This is a genomic window from Lysobacter antibioticus HS124 (assembly GCF_000336385.2).
Lineage (GTDB): Bacteria > Pseudomonadota > Gammaproteobacteria > Xanthomonadales > Xanthomonadaceae > Lysobacter > Lysobacter firmicutimachus.
The window spans coordinates 30,852-49,622 of sequence record NZ_HG424481.1 but is presented as its reverse complement, the minus strand read 5'-3'; the positions used below and the strand labels follow the sequence as shown (position 1 = coordinate 49,622).

Annotated in this window: 18 protein-coding genes; 7 read left to right on the top strand and 11 right to left on the bottom strand. The window is 69.9% G+C overall.

Annotation, left to right across the window (positions count from 1 at the left end; translation table 11 throughout):
- Positions 1–14: 14 nt before the first annotated feature.
- Both TX83_RS08555 and TX83_RS08550 read right to left on the bottom strand, forming a co-directional pair.
- The gene (locus TX83_RS08555; protein ID WP_064747535.1) at positions 15–1,289 is read right to left on the bottom strand and encodes a glycerophosphodiester phosphodiesterase family protein; all 1,275 of its coding nucleotides are present in this window, start codon (positions 1,287–1,289) and stop codon (positions 15–17) included.
- Positions 1,290–1,411: 122 nt separating this feature from the next.
- Positions 1,412–2,470 carry a hypothetical protein gene (locus tag TX83_RS08550; protein WP_064747534.1) on the bottom strand — a complete coding sequence of 353 codons (1,059 nt, stop codon included), beginning with the start codon at positions 2,468–2,470 and terminating at the stop codon, positions 1,412–1,414.
- Positions 2,471–2,597: 127 nt separating this feature from the next.
- Here TX83_RS08550 and TX83_RS08545 point away from each other — a divergent pair, with 127 nt between their 5' ends.
- Entirely contained in the window at positions 2,598–4,034 is a 1,437-nt protein-coding gene (locus tag TX83_RS08545) for an amino acid permease (protein WP_064747533.1), read from the top strand.
- Positions 4,035–4,119: 85 nt separating this feature from the next.
- Here TX83_RS08545 and cfa read toward each other — a convergent pair whose 3' ends face one another.
- The 5 genes from cfa to TX83_RS23280 form a co-directional block, all read right to left on the bottom strand.
- A complete protein-coding gene (gene cfa, locus TX83_RS08540) occupies positions 4,120–5,253 on the bottom strand; it encodes a cyclopropane fatty acyl phospholipid synthase (RefSeq protein ID WP_064747532.1) in 1,134 nt (377 codons plus the stop codon).
- Positions 5,254–5,464: 211 nt separating this feature from the next.
- Positions 5,465–6,289, bottom strand: a complete 825-nt coding sequence (locus TX83_RS08535) for a DUF3298 and DUF4163 domain-containing protein (RefSeq protein ID WP_064747531.1) — start codon at positions 6,287–6,289, stop codon at positions 5,465–5,467.
- A gap of 122 nt (positions 6,290–6,411) precedes the next feature.
- Positions 6,412–7,125 (bottom strand): pseudouridine synthase, encoded by a 714-nt coding sequence (locus tag TX83_RS08530; RefSeq protein ID WP_064747530.1) that lies wholly within the window; start codon positions 7,123–7,125, stop codon positions 6,412–6,414.
- Positions 7,126–7,352: 227 nt separating this feature from the next.
- Complete coding sequence (locus TX83_RS08525; protein WP_064747529.1) at positions 7,353–7,628, bottom strand: GNAT family N-acetyltransferase; 276 nt, start codon at positions 7,626–7,628, stop codon at positions 7,353–7,355.
- Between the two features lie 65 nt (positions 7,629–7,693).
- Positions 7,694–8,557 carry a hypothetical protein gene (locus tag TX83_RS23280; RefSeq protein ID WP_079248123.1) on the bottom strand — a complete coding sequence of 288 codons (864 nt, stop codon included), beginning with the start codon at positions 8,555–8,557 and terminating at the stop codon, positions 7,694–7,696.
- A 7-nt stretch (positions 8,558–8,564) separates the two neighbouring features.
- Here TX83_RS23280 and TX83_RS23275 point away from each other — a divergent pair, with 7 nt between their 5' ends.
- Together TX83_RS23275 and TX83_RS08515 are read left to right on the top strand one after the other, a co-directional pair.
- Positions 8,565–9,299 (top strand): hypothetical protein, encoded by a 735-nt coding sequence (locus TX83_RS23275; protein WP_186442555.1) that lies wholly within the window; start codon positions 8,565–8,567, stop codon positions 9,297–9,299.
- 151 nt (positions 9,300–9,450) lie between these two features.
- Positions 9,451–9,642, top strand: coding sequence for a hypothetical protein (locus TX83_RS08515; protein WP_064747528.1), 192 nt, complete (start codon positions 9,451–9,453; stop codon positions 9,640–9,642).
- A gap of 23 nt (positions 9,643–9,665) precedes the next feature.
- On the opposite strand, the gene TX83_RS08510 is transcribed toward TX83_RS08515, so the two are convergent.
- From TX83_RS08510 to TX83_RS08495, 4 genes are all read right to left on the bottom strand, one after another.
- Complete coding sequence (locus tag TX83_RS08510; protein WP_064747527.1) at positions 9,666–10,115, bottom strand: rhomboid family intramembrane serine protease; 450 nt, start codon at positions 10,113–10,115, stop codon at positions 9,666–9,668.
- Positions 10,116–10,152: 37 nt separating this feature from the next.
- Complete coding sequence (locus TX83_RS08505; RefSeq protein ID WP_064747526.1) at positions 10,153–11,781, bottom strand: oligopeptide:H+ symporter; 1,629 nt, start codon at positions 11,779–11,781, stop codon at positions 10,153–10,155.
- Between the two features lie 154 nt (positions 11,782–11,935).
- A complete protein-coding gene (locus TX83_RS08500; RefSeq protein ID WP_064747525.1) occupies positions 11,936–12,649 on the bottom strand; it encodes a hypothetical protein in 714 nt (237 codons plus the stop codon).
- Complete coding sequence (locus TX83_RS08495) at positions 12,640–13,266, bottom strand: glutathione S-transferase family protein (RefSeq protein ID WP_064747524.1); 627 nt, start codon at positions 13,264–13,266, stop codon at positions 12,640–12,642. The genes TX83_RS08500 and TX83_RS08495 overlap by 10 nt, the downstream gene beginning before the upstream one ends.
- Before the next feature lie 202 nt (positions 13,267–13,468).
- Here TX83_RS08495 and TX83_RS08490 point away from each other — a divergent pair, with 202 nt between their 5' ends.
- The 4 genes from TX83_RS08490 to TX83_RS08475 all read left to right on the top strand — a co-directional run bounded on the left by TX83_RS08490 (position 13,469) and on the right by TX83_RS08475 (position 18,509).
- Entirely contained in the window at positions 13,469–15,253 is a 1,785-nt protein-coding gene (locus TX83_RS08490; RefSeq protein ID WP_064747523.1) for a M14 family metallopeptidase, read from the top strand.
- A 249-nt stretch (positions 15,254–15,502) separates the two neighbouring features.
- Positions 15,503–15,916: a hypothetical protein gene (locus TX83_RS08485; protein ID WP_064747522.1), complete on the top strand. Its 414-nt coding sequence runs from the start codon at positions 15,503–15,505 to the stop codon at positions 15,914–15,916.
- A 212-nt stretch (positions 15,917–16,128) separates the two neighbouring features.
- Positions 16,129–16,884 (top strand): endonuclease/exonuclease/phosphatase family protein, encoded by a 756-nt coding sequence (locus TX83_RS08480; RefSeq protein WP_261370069.1) that lies wholly within the window; start codon positions 16,129–16,131, stop codon positions 16,882–16,884.
- A 257-nt stretch (positions 16,885–17,141) separates the two neighbouring features.
- Positions 17,142–18,509 carry an esterase-like activity of phytase family protein gene (locus tag TX83_RS08475; protein ID WP_064747521.1) on the top strand — a complete coding sequence of 456 codons (1,368 nt, stop codon included), beginning with the start codon at positions 17,142–17,144 and terminating at the stop codon, positions 18,507–18,509.
- The last annotated feature ends 262 nt before the right edge of the window (positions 18,510–18,771 follow it).

Genomic DNA, 18,771 nt, shown 5'->3' with positions numbered 1-18,771 from the left:
GCGCGGGTGCGGATTTATCGGCCGGCGTCCGGCAACCGGCTGTGCTGCAGGAACAGGTCGCGCGCGGCGACACCGATATCGGGCTGATCGATGAACAAGCCCTGCACGCCCAACGCATACAGCTGCAGCGCTTCGCCGAGCGCGTTCTGGTCGACGCCGTTCGCGCTCTGGCTCAGGAACGGCGCCTCGGCGCGCACGGTATAGGGGTGCACCTGCAAGCCCAGCGCCAGCGCGCGCCCGAGCAGCGGATGCACGTAGCCGGTGTTGCGGGTCTTCAGCCCGGCCCCACCCGCCGGCGCCGGCGCGCGCGGCAGCAGACTGCTCTTGGACGGCCCCAGGCCGCTGGCGTAGTGCTCGCGCATCCAGGCCAGCGCCGCAGGCTCGGTCAATGCGACGTAGCGGGTGTCGGCGCTCAGGCCCCCGGGGATCGCGCGCTCCAAGCCGCGGTAGCGCGCCGCCGGGACTTCACCGCGGCCGAGGTGATAGACCACGTCGTAGGGCCGGTCGCGCTCGAAGTCGCCGTACAACTGCACCAGCGGCAGGTCGACGCCGGCGCGCGGCATGATCTCGCGCTTGAGTTCGATCAGATTGGCGACTTCGAAGCTCTGGATATAGACCCGGCGCGGATCGGTGAAACCTTCCGCGACCAGGATGTCGATCAATTTCTGCCCCAGGCTGATGCCGATCGGCGAGCCGTCCAGGTGCCGGCCTTCGTGGGCGAACCAGGTCGGGTGCTTGGTCTCGGGATAGATGCCGATCGAGCGGCCGTCGCGGCTCTCCTCGCGCGCCAGGGCGATCACTTCGCGCAGGGTCGCGATCCGGAACTGGCCGTCGTAGCGGGTGTTGCCGGGCCGGATCTGCGGGATGCGTTCTTTCGCGCGCAGGGTCTTGAGTTCGGCGAGAGTGAAGTCCTCGGTGAACCACCCGGTCAGCGCCTCGCCGTCGATGGTCTTGGTGGTCTTGCGGGCGGCGAACTCGGGGTGCGCGGCGACGTCGGTGGTGCCGGAGATTTCGTTCTCGTGCCGCACCACCAGTTCGCCGTCGCGGGTCGCGACCAGGTCGGGCTCGATGAAGTCGGCGCCCTGGGCGATGGCCAGGCGGTAGGCCTCCAGGGTGTGCTCGGGGCGATAGCCGCTGGCGCCGCGGTGGGCGATCACGATCGGGCGCGGCGCCGCGGCGGAGACGGCAGGGGGCGAAGCCTCGGTCACGGCAGGGGTTCCGGCAAAGACGGCGCCGGCCAGCCACACCAGCGCGGCGAACGGACGGCTCAGCTTAAAGCAATGCGGCATGCGTAGCGCTTCCTCGTTCGGCGGCCGCAGCCGAACGCCCGGCCCGCAACGGCGCACGGCGCCGCGGGTCCAGCATGCCGCAAATCGATGACAGCTCTGCGGACGCCGGTGGCGATCGCCGCCTAGTCCTCCTCGCGCACCTGCAACGAGATCCGTCCGGGCCAACGTCCGCCCAGATCGATATGGCGCCGCCCGTTGCTCCACTGACGCAGCGGATCGGCCCATTCGCGCACGATCGGCGAGCTGCCGGAGGCGACGAAACGCGCCGACACCCGCAGATCGCGCGCCGCCAGCGGGATGTTGCCGACGGTGCGGGTCATGGCGCCGCTGACCGCCACCCGCTGCACGGTGCGCGGCTGCCGGCCGACCTGCCAGCCGACCTCGATCTCGACCCGGTAGGTGCCGCCGGCGCCGTTGCGGAACACCAGCTCCAGCGCGCCGAGCCGGCGCTGCCAGTTCGGGATCAGCAGTTCGCCGTCGAACGAGGCGAAGGCGTAGGCGATCGGCACCGCATCGCGGCTGCGGCTGTTGGGTTGGGCCGGCCAGACCTGGCGGTCGACGTTGCGCACCCGCCGCACCGAGCTGTAGCTGCCGTTGCCGGCGACGCCGCCGAGCATCTCGCGCACCGCGCCGGCGCGGCCGGCGATGGCGAACTCGGCGTTTTCGCTCTGCGAGCCGACGTTGAGCCCGCTGTTGGCGTAGATCGCCGCAGTGACCACGCCGAAGCCCTGGTGGATGGCGCCGTTGCGGCCGAAGCCGACCCGCGCCGCCTGCTCGGCCAGCCAGCGGAACTGGTTGCGGATCTGGGTCAGGTCGGCGATCACCGCCTGCTCGCGCAGTGAGAATTCCGAGGCGATCGCGCCGGCCCGCCCCATGCTCCAGCGCACTTCCAGTCCCCCCTCGGCACGGACTCCGGCGCCGGTCTCGGCTTCGCCGCTGACGTCGACCGCAAGCTCCTGGCGGCTGACGTGTTCGGACAGCAGCTTCCAGGCCCCGGACATGCGGTCGTGGCGGATCTGCACCTGCGGCAACGAAGGATGCACCAGTTGGAAATCGCCGCTGGCCGGATCGACGATGCCGACCGCCCCCGGGCGCACGTGCATGGCCAGGCCCCAATTGCCCCAGTAGCCGGCCCGGCTGCGTCGGATCAACTCGGTGAACTGCCGGTTCCAGCGGATCATGCGCGGCCCCTCGCGATGGATATCCGTGACAACGTCCCGGGCGCGGCCGCGTGAGCCGCGACCGTGCGCCACCGTCCGGCGCGGCAGCAGCTATGATGCGGCGTCCAACTCGCGGAGTACGCGTTCGATGAGCCTGATCGCCAAGGTCCTGCGGCACAAATCGGTGGAACAACTGCAGGCCGAGGCCGGCAAACGCTCGGACTTCCGCCGCGTGCTCGGGCTGTGGCAGCTCACCGCGATCGGCATCGGCGGCATCATCGGCGTCGGCGTGTTCGTGCTGGCCGGCCACGAGGCGGCGACCAACGCCGGCCCCGCGGTCGCCCTCGCCTTCCTGATCGCCGGCATCGCCAGCGCCGCCGCGGCGCTGTGCTACGCCGAGTTCGCCGGCATGATCCCGGTCACCGGCAGCGCCTACACCTATAGCTACGCCACCCTGGGCGAACTCGCCGCCTGGCTGATCGGCTGGGACCTGTTGCTGGAATACGCCTTGATCGTCGCGGTGGTGGCGATCGGCTGGTCGGGCTATGTGCAAGTCCTGCTCGAAGGCGTCGGCATCCAGTTGCCGGTCTGGGCGCAGGGCGCGATCGGCACCGGCGAAGGCCGGGTATTCAACGTCATCGCCGCCGCGGTCACCCTGGCCGTCTCGGCGCTGCTGGTGTTCCGCACCGAATGGGGCGCGCGCTTCAACACCCTGATCGTGGCGATCAAGATCCTGGCGGTGGTGCTGGTGATCGGCGTCGGCGTGTTCTACATCAACACCGCCAATTGGGTGCCGTTCGTGCCCGAGCGGGTGATCGGCGAAGACGGCGTCGGCCACTTCGGCTGGAAGGGCGTCGGCACCGCCGCGGCGGTGGTGTTCTTCGCCGTGTTCGGCTACGACACCCTGACCACCGCGGCCGAGGAATCCAAGAACCCGCAGCGCGACCTGCCGCGCGCGGTGCTGCTGTCGCTGGGCGTGTCGATGGTGCTGTACTTGGCGGTGTCGCTGGTGCTGACCGGCATCGCCCACTACTCGACCCTCGGCGGCGACGCGCCGGTCTCCGACGCCTTCGCCGCGCTGGGCCTGCCGTGGATCGCCAAGGCGATCGCGTTCTCGGCCGTGGTCGGCATCGCCAGCGTGCTGTTCGCGTTCATGCTCGGCGCGGCGCGGATCTGGTTCTCGCTGTCGCGCGACGGCCTGCTGCCGGGCTGGTTCGCCAAGATCCACCCCAAGTACGGCACCCCGCACCGCCCGACCATCGTGCTGGGCGTGTTCACCGCCCTGGTCGCCGGCTTCCTGCCGATCGGCGAGGTCGCCAAGCTGGTCAACATCGGCGTGCTCTCGGCCTTCATCGTCATCTGCGCCTCGGTGTGGGTGCTGCGGGTGCGCAAGCCCAACCTGGAGCGCTCGTTCCGCACGCCGCTGGTGCCGCTGATCCCGATCGTCGGCATCGCCTTCTCGATCTGGCTGCTGGCCGAACTGGCCGCGATCACCTGGCTGATCTTCCTGATCTGGGTCTCGCTGGGCCTGCTGGTGTATTTCGGCTACGGCATCCGGCATTCGAAGCTGGCGCAGGAGCAGTAACGCGGAAACGAGTGGAGAGGAACGAGTAAGAGCCGGGACCGGTTCGCTCACTCGTTTCTTGTTTCTCTTCACTCGTTTCTAAGTTTCAGCGCGGCGCGACGTAGCCGCCGGGCACGCCCTCCGGCGACAACACCAACTGCCACAGCTGCGCGTGGCGGCTGCGGAAGGTCGCCATCGAGGCGGCCAGGTAGAACCGCCACATGCGCCGGAAGCGCTCGTCGTAGCGCGGGCCGAGCCGGTCCCAGGCGGCCTCGACATTGCGACGCCAGGCCTGCAGGGTCCGGTCGTAGTCGGCGCCGAAGTTGTGCCAGTCCTCGATCACGAAGCGGCCTTCGACGTGCTCGGCGATCTGCCGCGCCGAGGGCAGCATCGAATTGGGAAAGATGTACTTGGCGATCCACGGATCGCTGTGGCCGACCGAGCGGTTGCCGCCGATGGTGTGCAACAGGAACAGGCCGTCGCCGTCCAGGCAACGCCGGGCCACGTCGAAATAGGTCTCGTAGTTCTTGACCCCGACGTGTTCGAACATGCCCAGCGAAAAGATCCGGTCGAAGGGCTCGTTGAGCTCGCGATAGTCCTGCAGGCGGAACTCCACCGGCAGGCCGGCGCAGCGCTGCCGGGCGTAGTCGAGTTGCTCGCCCGACACCGTCACCCCGACCCCGCGCACGAGGTAGCGCTCGGCGGCGAACTTCAGCGCCTCGCCCCAGCCGCTGCCGATGTCGAGCACGCGCATGCCGGGACGCAAGCCGAGCTTGCGGCAGACCAGGTCCAGCTTGGCCTCCTGGGCGGCATCCAGATCGTCCAGCGGCACGCCGTCGCGGTCGCGCCAGTAGGCGCAGCTGTAGACCAGGCGCCGGCCGAGCATGGCCGCATACAGATCGTTGCCGAGGTCGTAATGACGTTCGCCGATGGTGAAGCTGCGGCGGTGGCTCTGCAGGTTGATCAAGTGCGCGCGCAAGCCGTCGAGCATCGCCGCCCAGCCGTGCACGCGCTCGTCGACGTGGGCGCGCATCAGCCGCACCAGCATCTCGTCCAGCGCCTGGGTGCGCCAGGCGCCGTCCATGTAGCTTTCGCCCAGGCCCAGCGAGCCTTGCGCCAGCACTCGAGCGTAGAACGCGTCGTCGTCGACCTGCAGGTCCCAGGGCCGGTCGCCGTCGATGCGCACGTCGGCCAGCTCCAGCAATTCCTCCACTCGCTTGCGCAACGACGCAACGGACATGCGGACCTCGCTCAGGATCGGCGAACCAACCGGCGACGCCGCGGCGCGCCCGACGGCGCGCTGCGGCCTGCGAACCGAACGCGCCGGCGACCGTCCGGCACCGGTTCCGCGTTCGAGCCGCACCTTAGCAAACGCCTGGCGCGGCAATGTGCCGAATCGTGTGGATTTCGCGCAACGCGATCCGCACGGCCGGCCGCGGCCGCGCCATGCCTCAGCCGCCGCTGAACAAACTCCGGTACGCCGGCGCGACGTGCGGCAGCAGCACCGCGGCCGGCACTTCCACGGTCTGGGTGCCGTCCGAATACGGGCCGACCTCGTAGGGCGCGAACACGAACTTGAGCGCGGCGAGCTTGCCGTCGGCGGCCTTGACCGGTTCGAACATGGCGAAGTTGGCCGGGTCGGACGCGGTGCCGTCGTCGATCATGCGGCCGCCGGTCTCGATCTGCTCGGCGCGCACCGCCGGTGCCAGGTCGTCGGCGTCGATGCGCTGCGACAGCGCCGAATGCAGCTGTTCGCGCACATAGCGCGAGATCGCGTCCCAGCCGGACTTCTGCGGCACCAGCTCGGCCGCGGTCAGCAGCTTGTTCTGCTGCGGCAGCCAGACGAAGCGCGCGATCAGCGGCGCGGCATGGGCGCCGCCGGTGTAACTGCTGCCGTCGGCCGAGACCGCCATCATCTGCGGCGCGTCGAGTACGTCGTCGAAGGTCAGCGACAGTTCGTACGGCGACGGGTTCTCCTTGGCGGTGCGGCCCTTGGCCGCCTCCAGCAATTCGCTGCGGGCGGCGTCGGCATAGCGGCGCAGTTCGCGCGCCAGCCCGGGGTACTTGGCCGCCTGGGTGGCGTAGCTGATGCCGATCACGTAGTCGGGCGTGGTCTCGACCACTTCCTTGAGTTCGACCGGGCCGTCGTCGGTCGCCACCGGTGCGGGCAATGTGCCTGGGGCCGGCGTCCCCGCGGCCGGCGCCGGCGGCGTGGCTTCTTTCTTGCAGGCCGCCAGGGCCAGGGCAAGCAGGGAAACGGCGATGACGCGCTTCATGCAGCTATCCTTTTCGACGGCGGTCCATGGATGTTTCGCGCGAGATTATCGCGCAGGGCGTGACGCCCACATCTAGATCGCGGTCCGCCGAAGCGGTGTCCGGCGCGCGCCGCGCCGTTCGTTCACCACTCGTTGCGGTGCGGCAGCAAGCCCTGCAGTTCCGGGTCGGTGAGGTTGCGCCACTGGCCCGGCTTGAGGTGGCCGAGCTTGACGTTGCCGATGCGCACGCGCAGCAGCTGCTTGACCCGGAAACCGAAGTGCGCCGCCATCAGGCGGATCTGCCGGTTGAGCCCCTGGACCAGGACGATGCGGAAGCCGAAGCGGCCGAGCTTGCCGGTCTTGCACGGCAGGGTGGTCTGGCCGTGGACCGGTACGCCGCGGCTCATGCCGCGCAGGAACTCCGGGGTGACCTCGTGATTGACCGCGACCAGGTATTCCTTTTCCAGCTTGTTCTCGGCGCGCAGGATCTCGTTGACGATGTCGCCGTTGCTGGTCAGCAGGATCAGGCCTTCGGAGTCCTTGTCGAGGCGGCCGATGGGGAAGATCCGGCGCTCGTGGCCGACGAAGTCGACGATGTTGTCCTTGACCCCGGACTCGGTGGTGCAGACGACGCCGACCGGCTTGTTGAGCACGATATAGACGTGCTGGCGTTTGCCCTTGACCGCGGCGCGGACGCGCAGCACGTCGCCATCGACCCGGACCTCGTCGCCCTCGCCCACCTCGGCGCCGACTCGCGCGCGCAGGCCGTTGACCGTCACCCGCCCCTCGGCGATCAGCCTGTCCGCCTCGCGCCGCGAGCAGAAACCGGTGTCGCTGATGTGTTTGTTCAGACGCATGGGAAGGACCAGGGGACGGACGCCGCCGGTGGGGCGAAGGGCGCGTAGGCTGGCACAGCCGGGCCGGCTTGGCGACCCCTGGGGGCGATCTGCAGGACCTCGGGCCGTTCCGGCAGGGCCGGCTCAGGGCCGCTTCGGGGCGCCGCGCCCGGCGCCGGGTGCGAGGGCGCGGTGCCCGGGGCACGGGATCGCCGCGGCGGCTGGGCGGCCGCGGCGGGGCCGGTCGCTCAGCCCAGCAGGTCGGTGTACTCGGGATGGCGCTGAATCCAGGCGGCGGCGTAGGAGCAGGCCGGCCTCACTTTCAGGCCAGCCTGGCGGGCATAGTCGAACGCCGCCCGGACCAGGTCCGAGGCGATGCCGCGGCCGCCGATCGCGTCGGGCACGCCGGTGTGGGCGATGACCAGGTGCCCCTGGTCGAGGCGGTAGTCGAGCAGCGCCAGCACGCCTTCGACTTCGGTCTGGAAACGGCGCTGGGCGGGGTCGTGGAGAACGTTGACGGCCATGCCGGGGATCCTCGTACGGTGGCGGCGGCGCCGGAGCCGCATACGGCGGCTCCGGCTGGCGGCGTTCAGCGGTTGTCGCGCTTGCCCTGGTTGTGGCGGTCCTGGGTGCTGACCGAGCCTTGGATCGCCTGCATGCGGCTTTCGCCGGCGTGCAGTTCGTTGGCCTTGTCGGCGGCGGCGCCCGATTGCGGGCCCGGGGCCGGCACATGGCCGTGCTGCGGATCCAACTGCTGCCACGGCTGCGGCTCGCGCGCCTGCTCCTGCTTGGCCTCGAGCAGGTGGCGGGTATTGGCCAAGGCCTGCTCGGGGGTGATCCGCGCCGGCGCGGCGTCGGCGGCGTCCGCTTCGACCGAAGCCTCCACCGCCTCCGGCTCGTCCTCGCGTCCCTGCGCTTCGACGGTCTCGGCTTCCACCGCGCCGCCGTCTTGCTCGCCCTCGACAGGCGCGGCCGATTCGGCGGCGCCTTGCGCGATCAGCGAACCGGCGGCGGTGCCGGCGGCCGGCTCATGGCTCGCCGGCTGCAAGGTCGGCGCGCTCGCTTCGGCTTCGGCGCCGGCCACCAGCGACGCGGCGGCCGGCGCGGTGCCGGCCGCGATGGGCTGCGGCTTGGGCGCGCGCGGCTTGCGCGGCGCCTTGGCCTTGACCGGCGCGGCCGCGGCCTGAACCTCGACGGCCGGCGCAGAGCGGGCGCTCGCTTCGGTCGTCGGCCGGGTCGGCGCGCGCTTGGCCGCCTTGGCGGGCGCGGCCGGTTCCGGCAGACGGATAATCGCCGGCATCGCGGGTTCGGGTTTGATCGGCGCCGGCTTGCGGGTCGGCGTCGCCCGAGCGGGCTTCGCGGCCGCGACCGGCTTGACGGGCGCCTGCTTGGGCGCGGCCGGCTTGCGCGCGGCTTGCTTGACCGCGGCTTGCTTGGCGACGGGCTGGGTCACTGCCGGCTTGGCCGCCGGCTTCTGCGCGACGGCACGCTTTGCGACGACCGGCTTGGCCGCTTTCTTGGCGAGCGTGCGCTGGACCGCCGCGGCCTTTTGCGGCGCCGCCTTCCGGGCGGCCGCCTTTTGGGTCGCGGCCTTGTGCGCGACGGTCTTTCCGGCCGCTGCTTTCTTGGCCGCGGGTTTTTGGGTCGCGAGTGTCCTGGCCGATGGCTTCTTCGCCAGAACCTGCTTCGCGGCGCCGCGCTTGGTCGCGAGCTTCTTGCCTGCGGCCTTATTCGCCGCCGACTTGCCGACCGTCGATTTCCTGGAGGCCGCTTGCTTGACCGAGGCCGGCCGCGCCGTCTTCTTCGCCGCGACGCGCTTGGCCGCCGGCTTCTTGGCCGTCGCCTTCTTGACCGTCGCCTTCCTGGTCACGGCCTTCCTGGTCACGGCCTTCTTGGTCGCAGCCTTCTTCGCCGCAACCTTCTTGGTCGTCGCCTTCTTGGCTACCGGCTTGACGGCGTTCTTTTTGGTCGCCGCCTTCTTGGCCGCGCCCTGGGGTTTCGCCTTCTTGGCCGTCGCGCGCGCGGTCTTGCCGGCGCTCTTCTTTACGGCCTTGCTGGCGGTGGTCTTGGCCGATTTGCCGGCCTTCTTGGTCGCCATGCCTCGCTCCTGTCGAGTTTGCTGGTTGAACGGCCGCCCCCCAGGCCGTCACCGTGTGGTAGCACGGCCGACCTTCAAGGCGGGTGAGCGGGCGTGAGAGTCGCCGCGTCGCGTCACGCTGCGCCGTTCCGCCGGCTCGTGTTTGACCTCGCGCGTCACATGAATCGGGAAAAAAAGCCCGTCCTTGCTGGCACGAAATGTGCTTTGTTTGTGATTGAGTTCCGGTTAATACGAGAGGAAGGTCTCATATGCGTCCTGTCGCCCCGCTCCATTGCGATCCCCGCAGCCTGGCGATCGTCTACCGCCTCTACGAACTCGCCTATGTCGGCGATCTGGAGACCAGCGAACTGCAAGCACTCGACGCCGAGATCTACGCCGGCCTGATGGCGTCTTACGGCGAAGCCCCGAGCGACTACCGCGACAACCCGATGGCGGCCTGAGCCGCCATCGCGGCCGCAGCCCCTCAGCCGCCGAAGAAGCTCGGCAAGCTCGGGCTGGCCAGACGCTGCAGGAAGATCAGGCCGATGCGCGGTTCCATCAGCAGCATGAACAACACGCCGTAGATCGCGCCGGACGCGCCCAGGCTGACGTAGCCGTTGTCGCGGCGATGGCGCAGGTAGCTGGGCAGGATCGCCACCACTATCGCCGACAGATAGAACAGCACGAATCCGGCCTGGCCGATGGTCTGGGCGAACACCTGCTCGATCACGCCGCCGAAGAAATACAGCGTGATCATGTTGAACAGCAGGTGGGTCCAATCGGCGTGCACGAAGCCGTGCGTCAGCAGCCGATCGTACTGGTGGAAACGCTCCACCCCCGGCGGCCACAGCACCAGCCGCTCGAAGATGCGCTTCTTCTCGAACGCCTGCCACGACACCAGGGCGGTCACGGCGATCAGGATCAGGGTCAGCATCGGATCGGAGTCTCGTAGGGGACGGCCGCGGCGCCGGTCAGACGCTGCGGTAGTGGTCCTGCATCGGGTAACTGCGTGCGTACAAGGCGAACGCGGCCGCGGCGACGAAGGCGAAACCGGCGAAGAAGAACATCAGGAACGCGTTCTCGCTCAGCCCGGTGGCGGCGATGTGCGAGGTCACCGCCTCGTTGCGCACCGCCGCGTTGGTCAGCATCACCCACAGGTTGCCGAAGGTGCTGGTCAGGTACCACAGGGCCATGATGACGCCCTTCATCGACTGCGGCGACTGGCTGTAGGCGAACTCCAGCGCGGTCGCCGACACCAGCACCTCGCCGAAGGTCAGCAGCACGTAGGGAAGGATCTGCCATGCCAGCGACATGGGGTGACCGGCGTCCATATACAACTGGATCGAGGCGGCCACGACCCAGGACAGGCCCGAGACCGCGATGCCGAACCCCATCCGCCGCAGCGGGGTCGGGTTGATCCCGATCTTGCGCAGCGCCGGGTACAGCACCAGGTTGTTGAACGGGATCAGCAGCATCACCAGCAGCGGGTTGATCGCCTGCATCTGCGAGGCGGCGGCCTTGGCCCCGCCCTCGCCCGAGATCAGCCAGCTCGGCCACCACCACAGCTCGGTCGGCACCACCATGCGCTGGCCCTGCAGCACCCAGGTCGAGGCCTTCTGGTCGAACAGCGACCAGAACGGGGTGACGAAGGCGAACACGATCAGGATCCGCAGCACCGCGCGCACGCCGTCCACCGCCGCGTCGGGATGGATGCCGCGGGCGCGCTCGAGCTGCAGCGCGATGCCGTAGCCGCCGAAGCCGATCAGCAGGCCCAGCGCCAGGCAGGCGCTCTTGACGAAGCCCAGGCTCGGGATCAGCGCCAGCGCGCCGGCCGCCAGGGCCACGCCGACCGCGGCCACCGCCACGCCCGGGTTGCCCTGCCCGGCGACCTTGCCGCGCAGCGCGGTGCGGGCGACGTTGAAGAACGAATCCGGGTCCGGCGCGCTGCGGGTCGGCGGCACCATGACATAGCGCTTGCGGCCCAGCCAGAAAATCAACGTGGCCAGGAACATCAGCGCGCCGGGAATGCCGAACGCCACCGAGGGGCCGTATTCGCGCAGGAAGATCGGCATCAGCAGCGAGGCGAACAGCGAGCCGAAGTTGATCGTCCAGTAGAACGCGTCGAAGACCAGCTTGGCCTTGTGCTTGTTGCTCTGGTCGAACTGGTCGCCGCAGAACGACACCACCAATGGCTTGATGCCGCCGGCGCCGAAGGCGATCAGGAACAGCCCGGTGAAGAAGCCGGTCTGGTTGTGTTCGAACAGCGCCAGGCAGGCGTGGCCGGCGCAGTAGACCAGGGAGAACCAGATGACGGTGTTGTACTTGCCGAAGTAGCGGTCGGCCAGCCAGCCGCCCAGCAGCGGGAAGAAATAGGTGCCGATCATGAACGTGTGGAACACGTCCTTGGCCATGCGCTCGCGCTCGGCCAGGTCGCCGGTCGAGGCCATCAGCAGGGTCCCGACCAGGAATGCGGTCAGGATGTTGCGCATGCCGTAGAAGCTGAAGCGCTCGGCCGCCTCGTTGCCGATGATGAAGGCGATCTGGCGGGGCATCTTGCCCTGCGAATCGGCGGTGACGGGGGCGGTGGCGGCTTGGCTCATCTACGGCGGTCCTCGGCGGTCGGGTCGCGCGTTCCATCGCGTGGCCCGGGCGCAAAGGCGGCCGGGCAGTCCAGCCCCACAGCCTAACCGATCGGCCGCGCCGGCGGTTTCCGCAGTGCGGCGGACCGCGCCGTTCAGCGTCGCGAGGCCTCGCTCAGATCGCCGGCTCGCCGATCTCCAGCTCGTACTCGAAATTCTGGATCATGCGGCCGAAGTCGGGGTCGGCGTCGTTGCCGTAATTGGCGCCGACCACCAGCCGATGCCGGCCCGGCGCCAGCGGCGGCAGCAGCAGCCAGTAGCCGTCGGCCGCGGCGCGCACCCGGCCGCCCCGCTCGCGCAGGGAATCGCGCGACGCCGCGAACGTATCGAAACAGCGCGAGACCAGTCGCACCGGGCGGGCCAAGGGACGGCCGTCGAGCAAGACCACGGCGCTGACCAGGGCCTGGTTGTTGAGCGCCGCCTCGGCCTTGACCCGCGCGCAGCTCATCGCGTTCTCGCCGCGCAACGGCGCATGGAAGTACATGTTGATCGCCGGCACCAGCAGGTGTCTCCCGGCCGGAACCCGGCAACGGCGCTTGACGTCGAAGCGGCCGTCGGTGCCGGCCAGGAACCACACCGGCCCGTCCGCATCCTGGCCTTGCGCGCACTGCGCGCCGCTGCGGTCGCGATAGGGCTCGCGCCCGGCCGGGAAGGCGTAGACCCAGCGCCACCAGCGCGCCGTCCATTCGGCGGCGGCGACGCCGTCGACCTCGGCGACGGATCCCAGCGGCGCCGGGACCGGCTGCGGCGCGGCCGGCGCGGCGATCGCGGTCGACGCCGTGCAGGCCGCCAGAACGACGCCGAGGATCGCGCCGGCTTTCAGGCCCATTCGGTCAATCCTTCGCGTTCGTAGAGGGTCTTGAACGAGGGCCGCGCCTTCATCCGCCGCGCATACTCGGCCAGGTGCGGCCAGTCGTGCGCGGGCTTGGGCAGGTTGCGGCTCCAGCGCATCAACATGGTCAGGTAGAAGTCGGCCGCGCTCAGGCGCTCGCCGAGCAGGTAGGGGCCGCGCTGGGCCAACTGAACCTCGAAGCGTGCGCAGGCGGCCTCGATCTGGGCCTGGGCGCCGGCGCGCACCGCCGCGTCGTCGGCCTGCAGGTCCCACGGGTACCACCACAGCCGCAGCGGCGCCTGCAGGGTGCTGGCCAGATTGAACATCCACTGCGCATACTCGGCGCGCTGCGGATCGTCCAGCGCCGGGGCGAAGCCGGCCTGCGGATGGCGGTCGGCCAGGTACATCGCCAGCGCCGCGGCCTCGTAATGCGGGCGGCCGTCGACGATCAGGGTCGGGATCACGCCGTTGGGGTTCAGCGCCAGATACTCGGCGCTCTTTTGTTCGCGCGCCTGCATGTCGACCCGGCGCAGTTCGTGTTCCAGGCCCAACTCGATCAGCAACCAGTGCACGACCAGGCTGGCGGCGCCCGGGGCGTAATAAAGCGCGTACATGCGGCGTTCTCGCGGCGGCAGGGCGCGACAGTCTAATCCGCACCGCCGCGCTCGCGCGCGTGCCCGACCCGGGCGCGGACGCGATTGCTGCCAAAACGCTGGCAGCAGTCGCCGATTTCCGGCGCCGAACGGGCCTCTCGGGCCAATTCGCGCGCCCTGCACTTCGCTACCATGCACGGCGATTCCGGGGAGAACCGATCCGATGCCACGCACCGTTGCCCGCACCGCCCTGCTGTCCGCCCTGCTCGCCGCCGCTCCGCTCGCTTCCGCCGCGCCCGCGCAGGCGCCGCTGACCACCGTCGCCGAACGCAGCGGCTTCCTCAAGACCGGCCGCTACGACGAAGTGCTGGCGCTGTGCGCCGCCTATGCCGAGCGCTACGCCGATGCGGTGCGCTGCATCGACTTCGGCGTCACGCCCGAGGGCCGGCCGATGAAAGCGCTGGTGGCCACCCGCAGCGGCGCGTTCTCGCCCGCACAGGCCAAGGCGCAAGGCCTGCCGGTGACCCTGATCCAGGGCGGCATCCACTCCGGCGAGATCGACGGCAAGGATGCCGGCTTCCTGGCGCTGCGCCAGCTCCTGGACGGCCAAGCCGCCAAGGGCGCGCTGGACAAGCAGGTGCTGGTGTTCGTGCCGGTGTTCAACATCGACGGCCACGAGCGCTTCGGCCGCTGGAACCGGCCGAACCAGCGCGGCCCGGAGGAGATGGGTTGGCGCACCACCGCGCAGAACTACAACCTCAACCGCGACTACCTCAAGGCCGACTCGGCCGAGATGCAGGCCATGCTCAAGCTGATCGAGGCCTGGGACCCACTGGTCTACGTCGACCTGCACGTCACCGACGGCGCCAAGTTCGAGCACGACGTGTCGATCCAGGTCGAGCCGGTGCACGCCGGCGATGCGCCGCTGCGCCAGGCCGGCCTCGCCCTGCGCGACGGCGTCATCGCCCGCCTGGCCAAGCAGGGCTCGTTGCCGCTGTCGTTCTATCCGTCCTTCGTCGAAGCCGACAACCCGGCCTCGGGCTTCGAGGACGGCGTACCGCCGCCGCGCTTCTCGCACGGCTATTTCTTCCTGCGCAACCGTCTCGGCATGCTGGTCGAGACCCATTCCTGGAAGGACTACCCGACCCGAGTCGGGATCACCCGCAATACCATCGTCGACGTGCTGGAGCTGGTCGCCCGCGACGGCGCCGGCTGGCGCCGCCAGGCCGATGCCGCCGACCGGCGCGCCGAAGCCCTGGCCGGGGAGACGGTGGCGCTGGACTACAAGACCGGCGACGCGGTGCGCACGGTCGATTTCCGCGGCTATGCCTATACGCGCACGCCTTCGGACGTCTCCGGGGCGCTGATGACCCGTTACGACGAGACCAAGCCGGACGTGTGGAAGCTGCCGCTCAAGTACGACATCCAGCCCGCGCGCAGCGTGACCGCGCCGCGCGGCGGTTACCTGGTGCCGGCCGCGCATGCGGCCTGGGTCGGGGCGCGCCTGGACCGCCACGGCGTGAGCTACCGCCGTCTCGACCACGCCCTGAGCCAGGCGGCGGTGGCGGCGTTCCGCGCCGACAAGGCCGCGTTCGCCGCGCAATCGGTCGAGGGGCATCAGCGCGCCACGCTGGACGGCGAATGGAAGGCGGAAACCCAGGACCTGGCCGCCGGCGCGTTGTTCGTGCCGATCGCCCAGCCCAAGGCGCGCGTGGTCATGTCCATGCTGGAACCGCAGGCGCCGGACTCGCTGGCGTCCTGGGGCGAGTTCAACAACGCCTTCGAGCGCAAGGAGTACATGGAAGACTACGTCGCCGAAGAAGTCGCCCGCGAAATGCTGGGGCGCGACCCGCAGCTCAAGGCCGAATTCGAGCGCAAACTGCGCGAAGAGCCCGAATTCGCCAAGAGCCCGCAGGCCCGGCTGGAGTTCTTCTACCGCCGCCATTCGGCCTGGGACGCGCGCTACAACCTCTACCCGGTGCTGCGCACCGAGCACGTGCCGCACTGAGCGGCATTACGACCGAGCCTTCCGCCTAGGTTCGTGAGGCCCGTTTACGGCCCCCTCTTTGCAAAGGGGGCAAAGGGGGCTGCTTTTGCTGCCCGCAAAAGCGGCGGACGATGCGCCCGCCCCCCGACCGACCGCGCGGAGCGTCACCGCTTCGACGGTCGCGGCTCACGCCGCTCCTACAGGCGGTACGGCGCGGCGGCATTCACGCGCCCGACGCTATGCTCGCTGCGACTCGGATCGGAGACTGCCATGCTTTCGCGCCTCGCATTCGTCCTGCTGGTCGCCACGGCGCTGCCGGCCTGCCACGGCGCGGCGACGCAGACCGCCGCCGTACCGACCGCCGCGGGCACAACGCCCATTCCGCCTTCCGGACTGCGCGCGGTCGGCAACGAGCCTGGCTGGCTGGTCGAAGTCGGGGCCGGCGACACGCCGGCCATGCGCCTGACTCTCGACTACGGCGAGCGCAGGCTCGACGTCGCCGCCGCGGCCCGGCTCGGCGACGCCGGCTATCGCGGCACCACCGCCGACGGCGTTGAGGTGGAACTGCGCTATCGGCGCGAGACCTGCAGCGACGGCATGAGCGAACGCGACTATCCGGCCAGCGTGACGCTGCAAGTCGGCGCACAGACGTATCGCGGTTGCGCGGAGTTTCGGGCGCCATGAGCCGCTCCGCGCCCGTTTCGCCGTCGCACCGAAGTCCCGCAGACGGCGTCGCCGCGCACCGCTTCGTGCGAGGTTTGCGACATCTCGCGCAGGCCGCGCTCGCCGCCTTTGCATTGGCGTCTGCCTGCCTCGCCGGCGCAGCCGAGTCCGCAATAGCGGACGGTTCCGCCACCGATCCTGCCGCCGCTCCCGCTGCGGCATCGCGTACCGCCGTGCGTGCAGCGCCGACGATCCGCGTGCTCAGCCTCAATCTGTGGCACGACAAGGGCGATTGGCCGCGCCGCCGCGCCCTGATCGTCGACGAGCTCCGCCGCCTGCGCCCGGACGTGATCGCGCTGCAGGAAGTGCTGCAGCGCGACGGCCTGCGCAATCAGGCCGAGGATCTGGGCGCCGCCTTGGGCTACCGGGTCCAGTTCGTTTCGGTCGATCCGCCGCAGGCCGCGCGCCGCTACGGCAATGCGTTGTTGACGCGGGCACGCAGCCGCGCCCGGGACCAGCGCAAACTCGACCCCCTGGACGACTACCGCACCGCGGCGCATGCGCGCGTGGCGCTGGGTCGCACCGGCGCAGTCGAGGTCTATGCCACCCATCTGCACAACGACCGCCAGGGCGGCGCGATCCGCGCGCGCCAGGTCGCCAGTCTGCTCGACTTCGTCGACGCCACGCGCGGCGACGGGCCGGTGCTGATCGCCGGCGATTTCAACAGCGACGCCGATTCGCCGGAGTTGAATGCCTTGGCCGCACGCTATCGCGACGCCTACGGCAGCGCGCATCCGCAGGCGAGCGCCGATCCGGCCGCGCACACCACGCTCAACCCCGCGTATCTACCGGCGCAACGCATCGATCACGTGTTCTACGACCCGCAACGTTTCGAGCTGGTCGAAGCCAAAATCGTCCTCGACCGCAGCCGCGAAGGCGTGTGGGCGTCGGATCATTTCGGCATGCTGGCGGTATTGCGGCTGCGCTGAGCGCGGGAGGCGGCGTCGACGGAGGGCGTCGTCGGTGCCGATGTTGCAATTTCCCGCGCGTGGCCTGCGTGGCGTCCGCTTCGACGAAGGTTCCGGGCTTCGATCGTTGACGCAAGCCTTGAGGCCTCTGCGCGCTCCGTGGTCGCGGCTTGCGCCGCTCCTACAGGGGTAGGTCGTCGCGACGCTGGCGGACCGTCATCCCGCTGACATCTGCCGCTTTCAGCATGACCGGTTTCCCGTGCCCCCTGGAGCCCCGCATGATCCGTTCCGTCCTCGGCGCCGCCGTGCTGCTCGCCTGCGCCCTGCCCGCCTGCGCCGCTTCCTGGTCGCTGCGCAACGTGGTCGAGACCGCGGCGACGACCCGCGATGCCGTGCGCCTGCCGCCGGGCACGCCGGACCAGGCCAACCTCAATCGCTTCGGCTTCTACTCCGACCTCAGCTACAACCCGCGCGACGGCTACTGGTACGCCCTGTCCGACCGCGGCCCGGGCGGCGGTGTGATCGACTACGCCACTCGCGTGCAACGCCTGCGCATTCCCTACGATCGCCGCAGCGGCCGCATCGGTCAGCCGATCGTCGACAAGACCGTGCTGTTCCACGCTCGTCGCCGCGACAGCCTCAACGGCCTCAATCCGCAGTTGCTCAACGGCGACGCATCCCGGCTCGGCCTGAGTTTCGATCCCGAAGGCCTGGCCATCGGCCGCAACGGCCACTTCTACGTCGCCGACGAGTACGGCCCCAGCCTGTACGAGTTCGCGCCCAACGGCCGCCTGCTGCGCGCGTTCGAGATTCCCGACAACCTGCGCCCGCGCAATGCCCAGGGCGCGCTGGACTATGTCGGCGATCGCAAGAGCGTGGTCGCCGGGCGCCAGGACAACCGCGGCTTCGAAGGCCTGACGCTCAACGCCTCCGGCGACAAGCTCTATGCGGTGATGCAAGACCCGCTGGTCCATGAAGGCGCGGGCAACGACGGGCGCCGCAGCCGCAACGTGCGCATCGTCGAGTTCGATCTGCGCCGCGGCCGCGCCGGCGCGCAATACGTGTACCGGCTGGAGCCGATCGAGACGCTGAACGCGATCGATCCCTCGACCCGGGACGACTTCTCCGCCACCCAGCAGGGCCGCAGCATCGGCCTGAGCGCGATCCATGCGCTCAGCGACCAGGATTTCCTGGTGCTGGAACGCGACAACCGCGGCCTCGGCGTGGAAGTCACCGCAGCGCCCCTGCACAAGCGCGTCTACCGGATTTCGCTGCGCGGCGCGAGCGACGTGTCGCAGCGCTCGCTGGCCGGCAGCAACGACCTGCCGGCGGGCGTGCGCGCGGTCGACAAGGCGCCGGAGGTCGATCTGCTTGCCGCGCTGCACGGCGCCGGCGTACGCGATGTTCCGGAGAAGCTGGAAGGCCTGGCGATCGGCCCGCGCCTGCGCGACGGCCGCCATCTGGTGCTGGTCGGCAGCGACAACGACTACAGCGTGACCCAGACCGGCGCCGGCGAGCAGTTCGAAGTCTGCATCGACCGCCTCGGCGGCACCCGCACCCAGGTGCCGCTGGACGCCGCCTGCCCCGCCGGCACCGCGCGCATCCCCGGCACGCTGATCGCGTTCGCGGTGGATTTCCGCCGCTGATTCGGCGGCGGCGCCCGGAGCAGATCCCCCGGCGCCGCTCCCTCTGCGCATCCCATCGTCGCGCAAGGCGCCAGCCCCCTTTCCAAAGGGGGCTAATTTTCGTGGTATTGCCTGAGCTCACAGCAGCGCCGCCGTCCGAGATCCCGTCGAGTCCCGGCTTTGGGTTTGGGTTCTCAGCCCTTGCCAATCCCGAATCTCCAATCCCGAATCCCGAATCCCGAATCCCGAATCCCCAATCACCGCCCCACATACTTCCAGTTCC

Coding starts and splice junctions, on each gene's coding strand:
- TX83_RS08555 (WP_064747535.1), bottom strand. CDS start 1,289: ATGCCGCATTGCTTTAAGCTGAGCCGTCCGTTCGCCGCGCTGGTGTGG.
- TX83_RS08550 (WP_064747534.1), bottom strand. CDS start 2,470: ATGATCCGCTGGAACCGGCAGTTCACCGAGTTGATCCGACGCAGCCGG.
- TX83_RS08545 (WP_064747533.1), top strand. CDS start 2,598: ATGAGCCTGATCGCCAAGGTCCTGCGGCACAAATCGGTGGAACAACTG.
- cfa (WP_064747532.1), bottom strand. CDS start 5,253: ATGTCCGTTGCGTCGTTGCGCAAGCGAGTGGAGGAATTGCTGGAGCTG.
- TX83_RS08535 (WP_064747531.1), bottom strand. CDS start 6,289: ATGAAGCGCGTCATCGCCGTTTCCCTGCTTGCCCTGGCCCTGGCGGCC.
- TX83_RS08530 (WP_064747530.1), bottom strand. CDS start 7,125: ATGCGTCTGAACAAACACATCAGCGACACCGGTTTCTGCTCGCGGCGC.
- TX83_RS08525 (WP_064747529.1), bottom strand. CDS start 7,628: ATGGCCGTCAACGTTCTCCACGACCCCGCCCAGCGCCGTTTCCAGACC.
- TX83_RS08515 (WP_064747528.1), top strand. CDS start 9,451: ATGCGTCCTGTCGCCCCGCTCCATTGCGATCCCCGCAGCCTGGCGATC.
- TX83_RS08510 (WP_064747527.1), bottom strand. CDS start 10,115: ATGCTGACCCTGATCCTGATCGCCGTGACCGCCCTGGTGTCGTGGCAG.
- TX83_RS08505 (WP_064747526.1), bottom strand. CDS start 11,781: ATGAGCCAAGCCGCCACCGCCCCCGTCACCGCCGATTCGCAGGGCAAG.
- TX83_RS08500 (WP_064747525.1), bottom strand. CDS start 12,649: ATGGGCCTGAAAGCCGGCGCGATCCTCGGCGTCGTTCTGGCGGCCTGC.
- TX83_RS08495 (WP_064747524.1), bottom strand. CDS start 13,266: ATGTACGCGCTTTATTACGCCCCGGGCGCCGCCAGCCTGGTCGTGCAC.
- TX83_RS08490 (WP_064747523.1), top strand. CDS start 13,469: ATGCCACGCACCGTTGCCCGCACCGCCCTGCTGTCCGCCCTGCTCGCC.
- TX83_RS08485 (WP_064747522.1), top strand. CDS start 15,503: ATGCTTTCGCGCCTCGCATTCGTCCTGCTGGTCGCCACGGCGCTGCCG.
- TX83_RS08475 (WP_064747521.1), top strand. CDS start 17,142: ATGATCCGTTCCGTCCTCGGCGCCGCCGTGCTGCTCGCCTGCGCCCTG.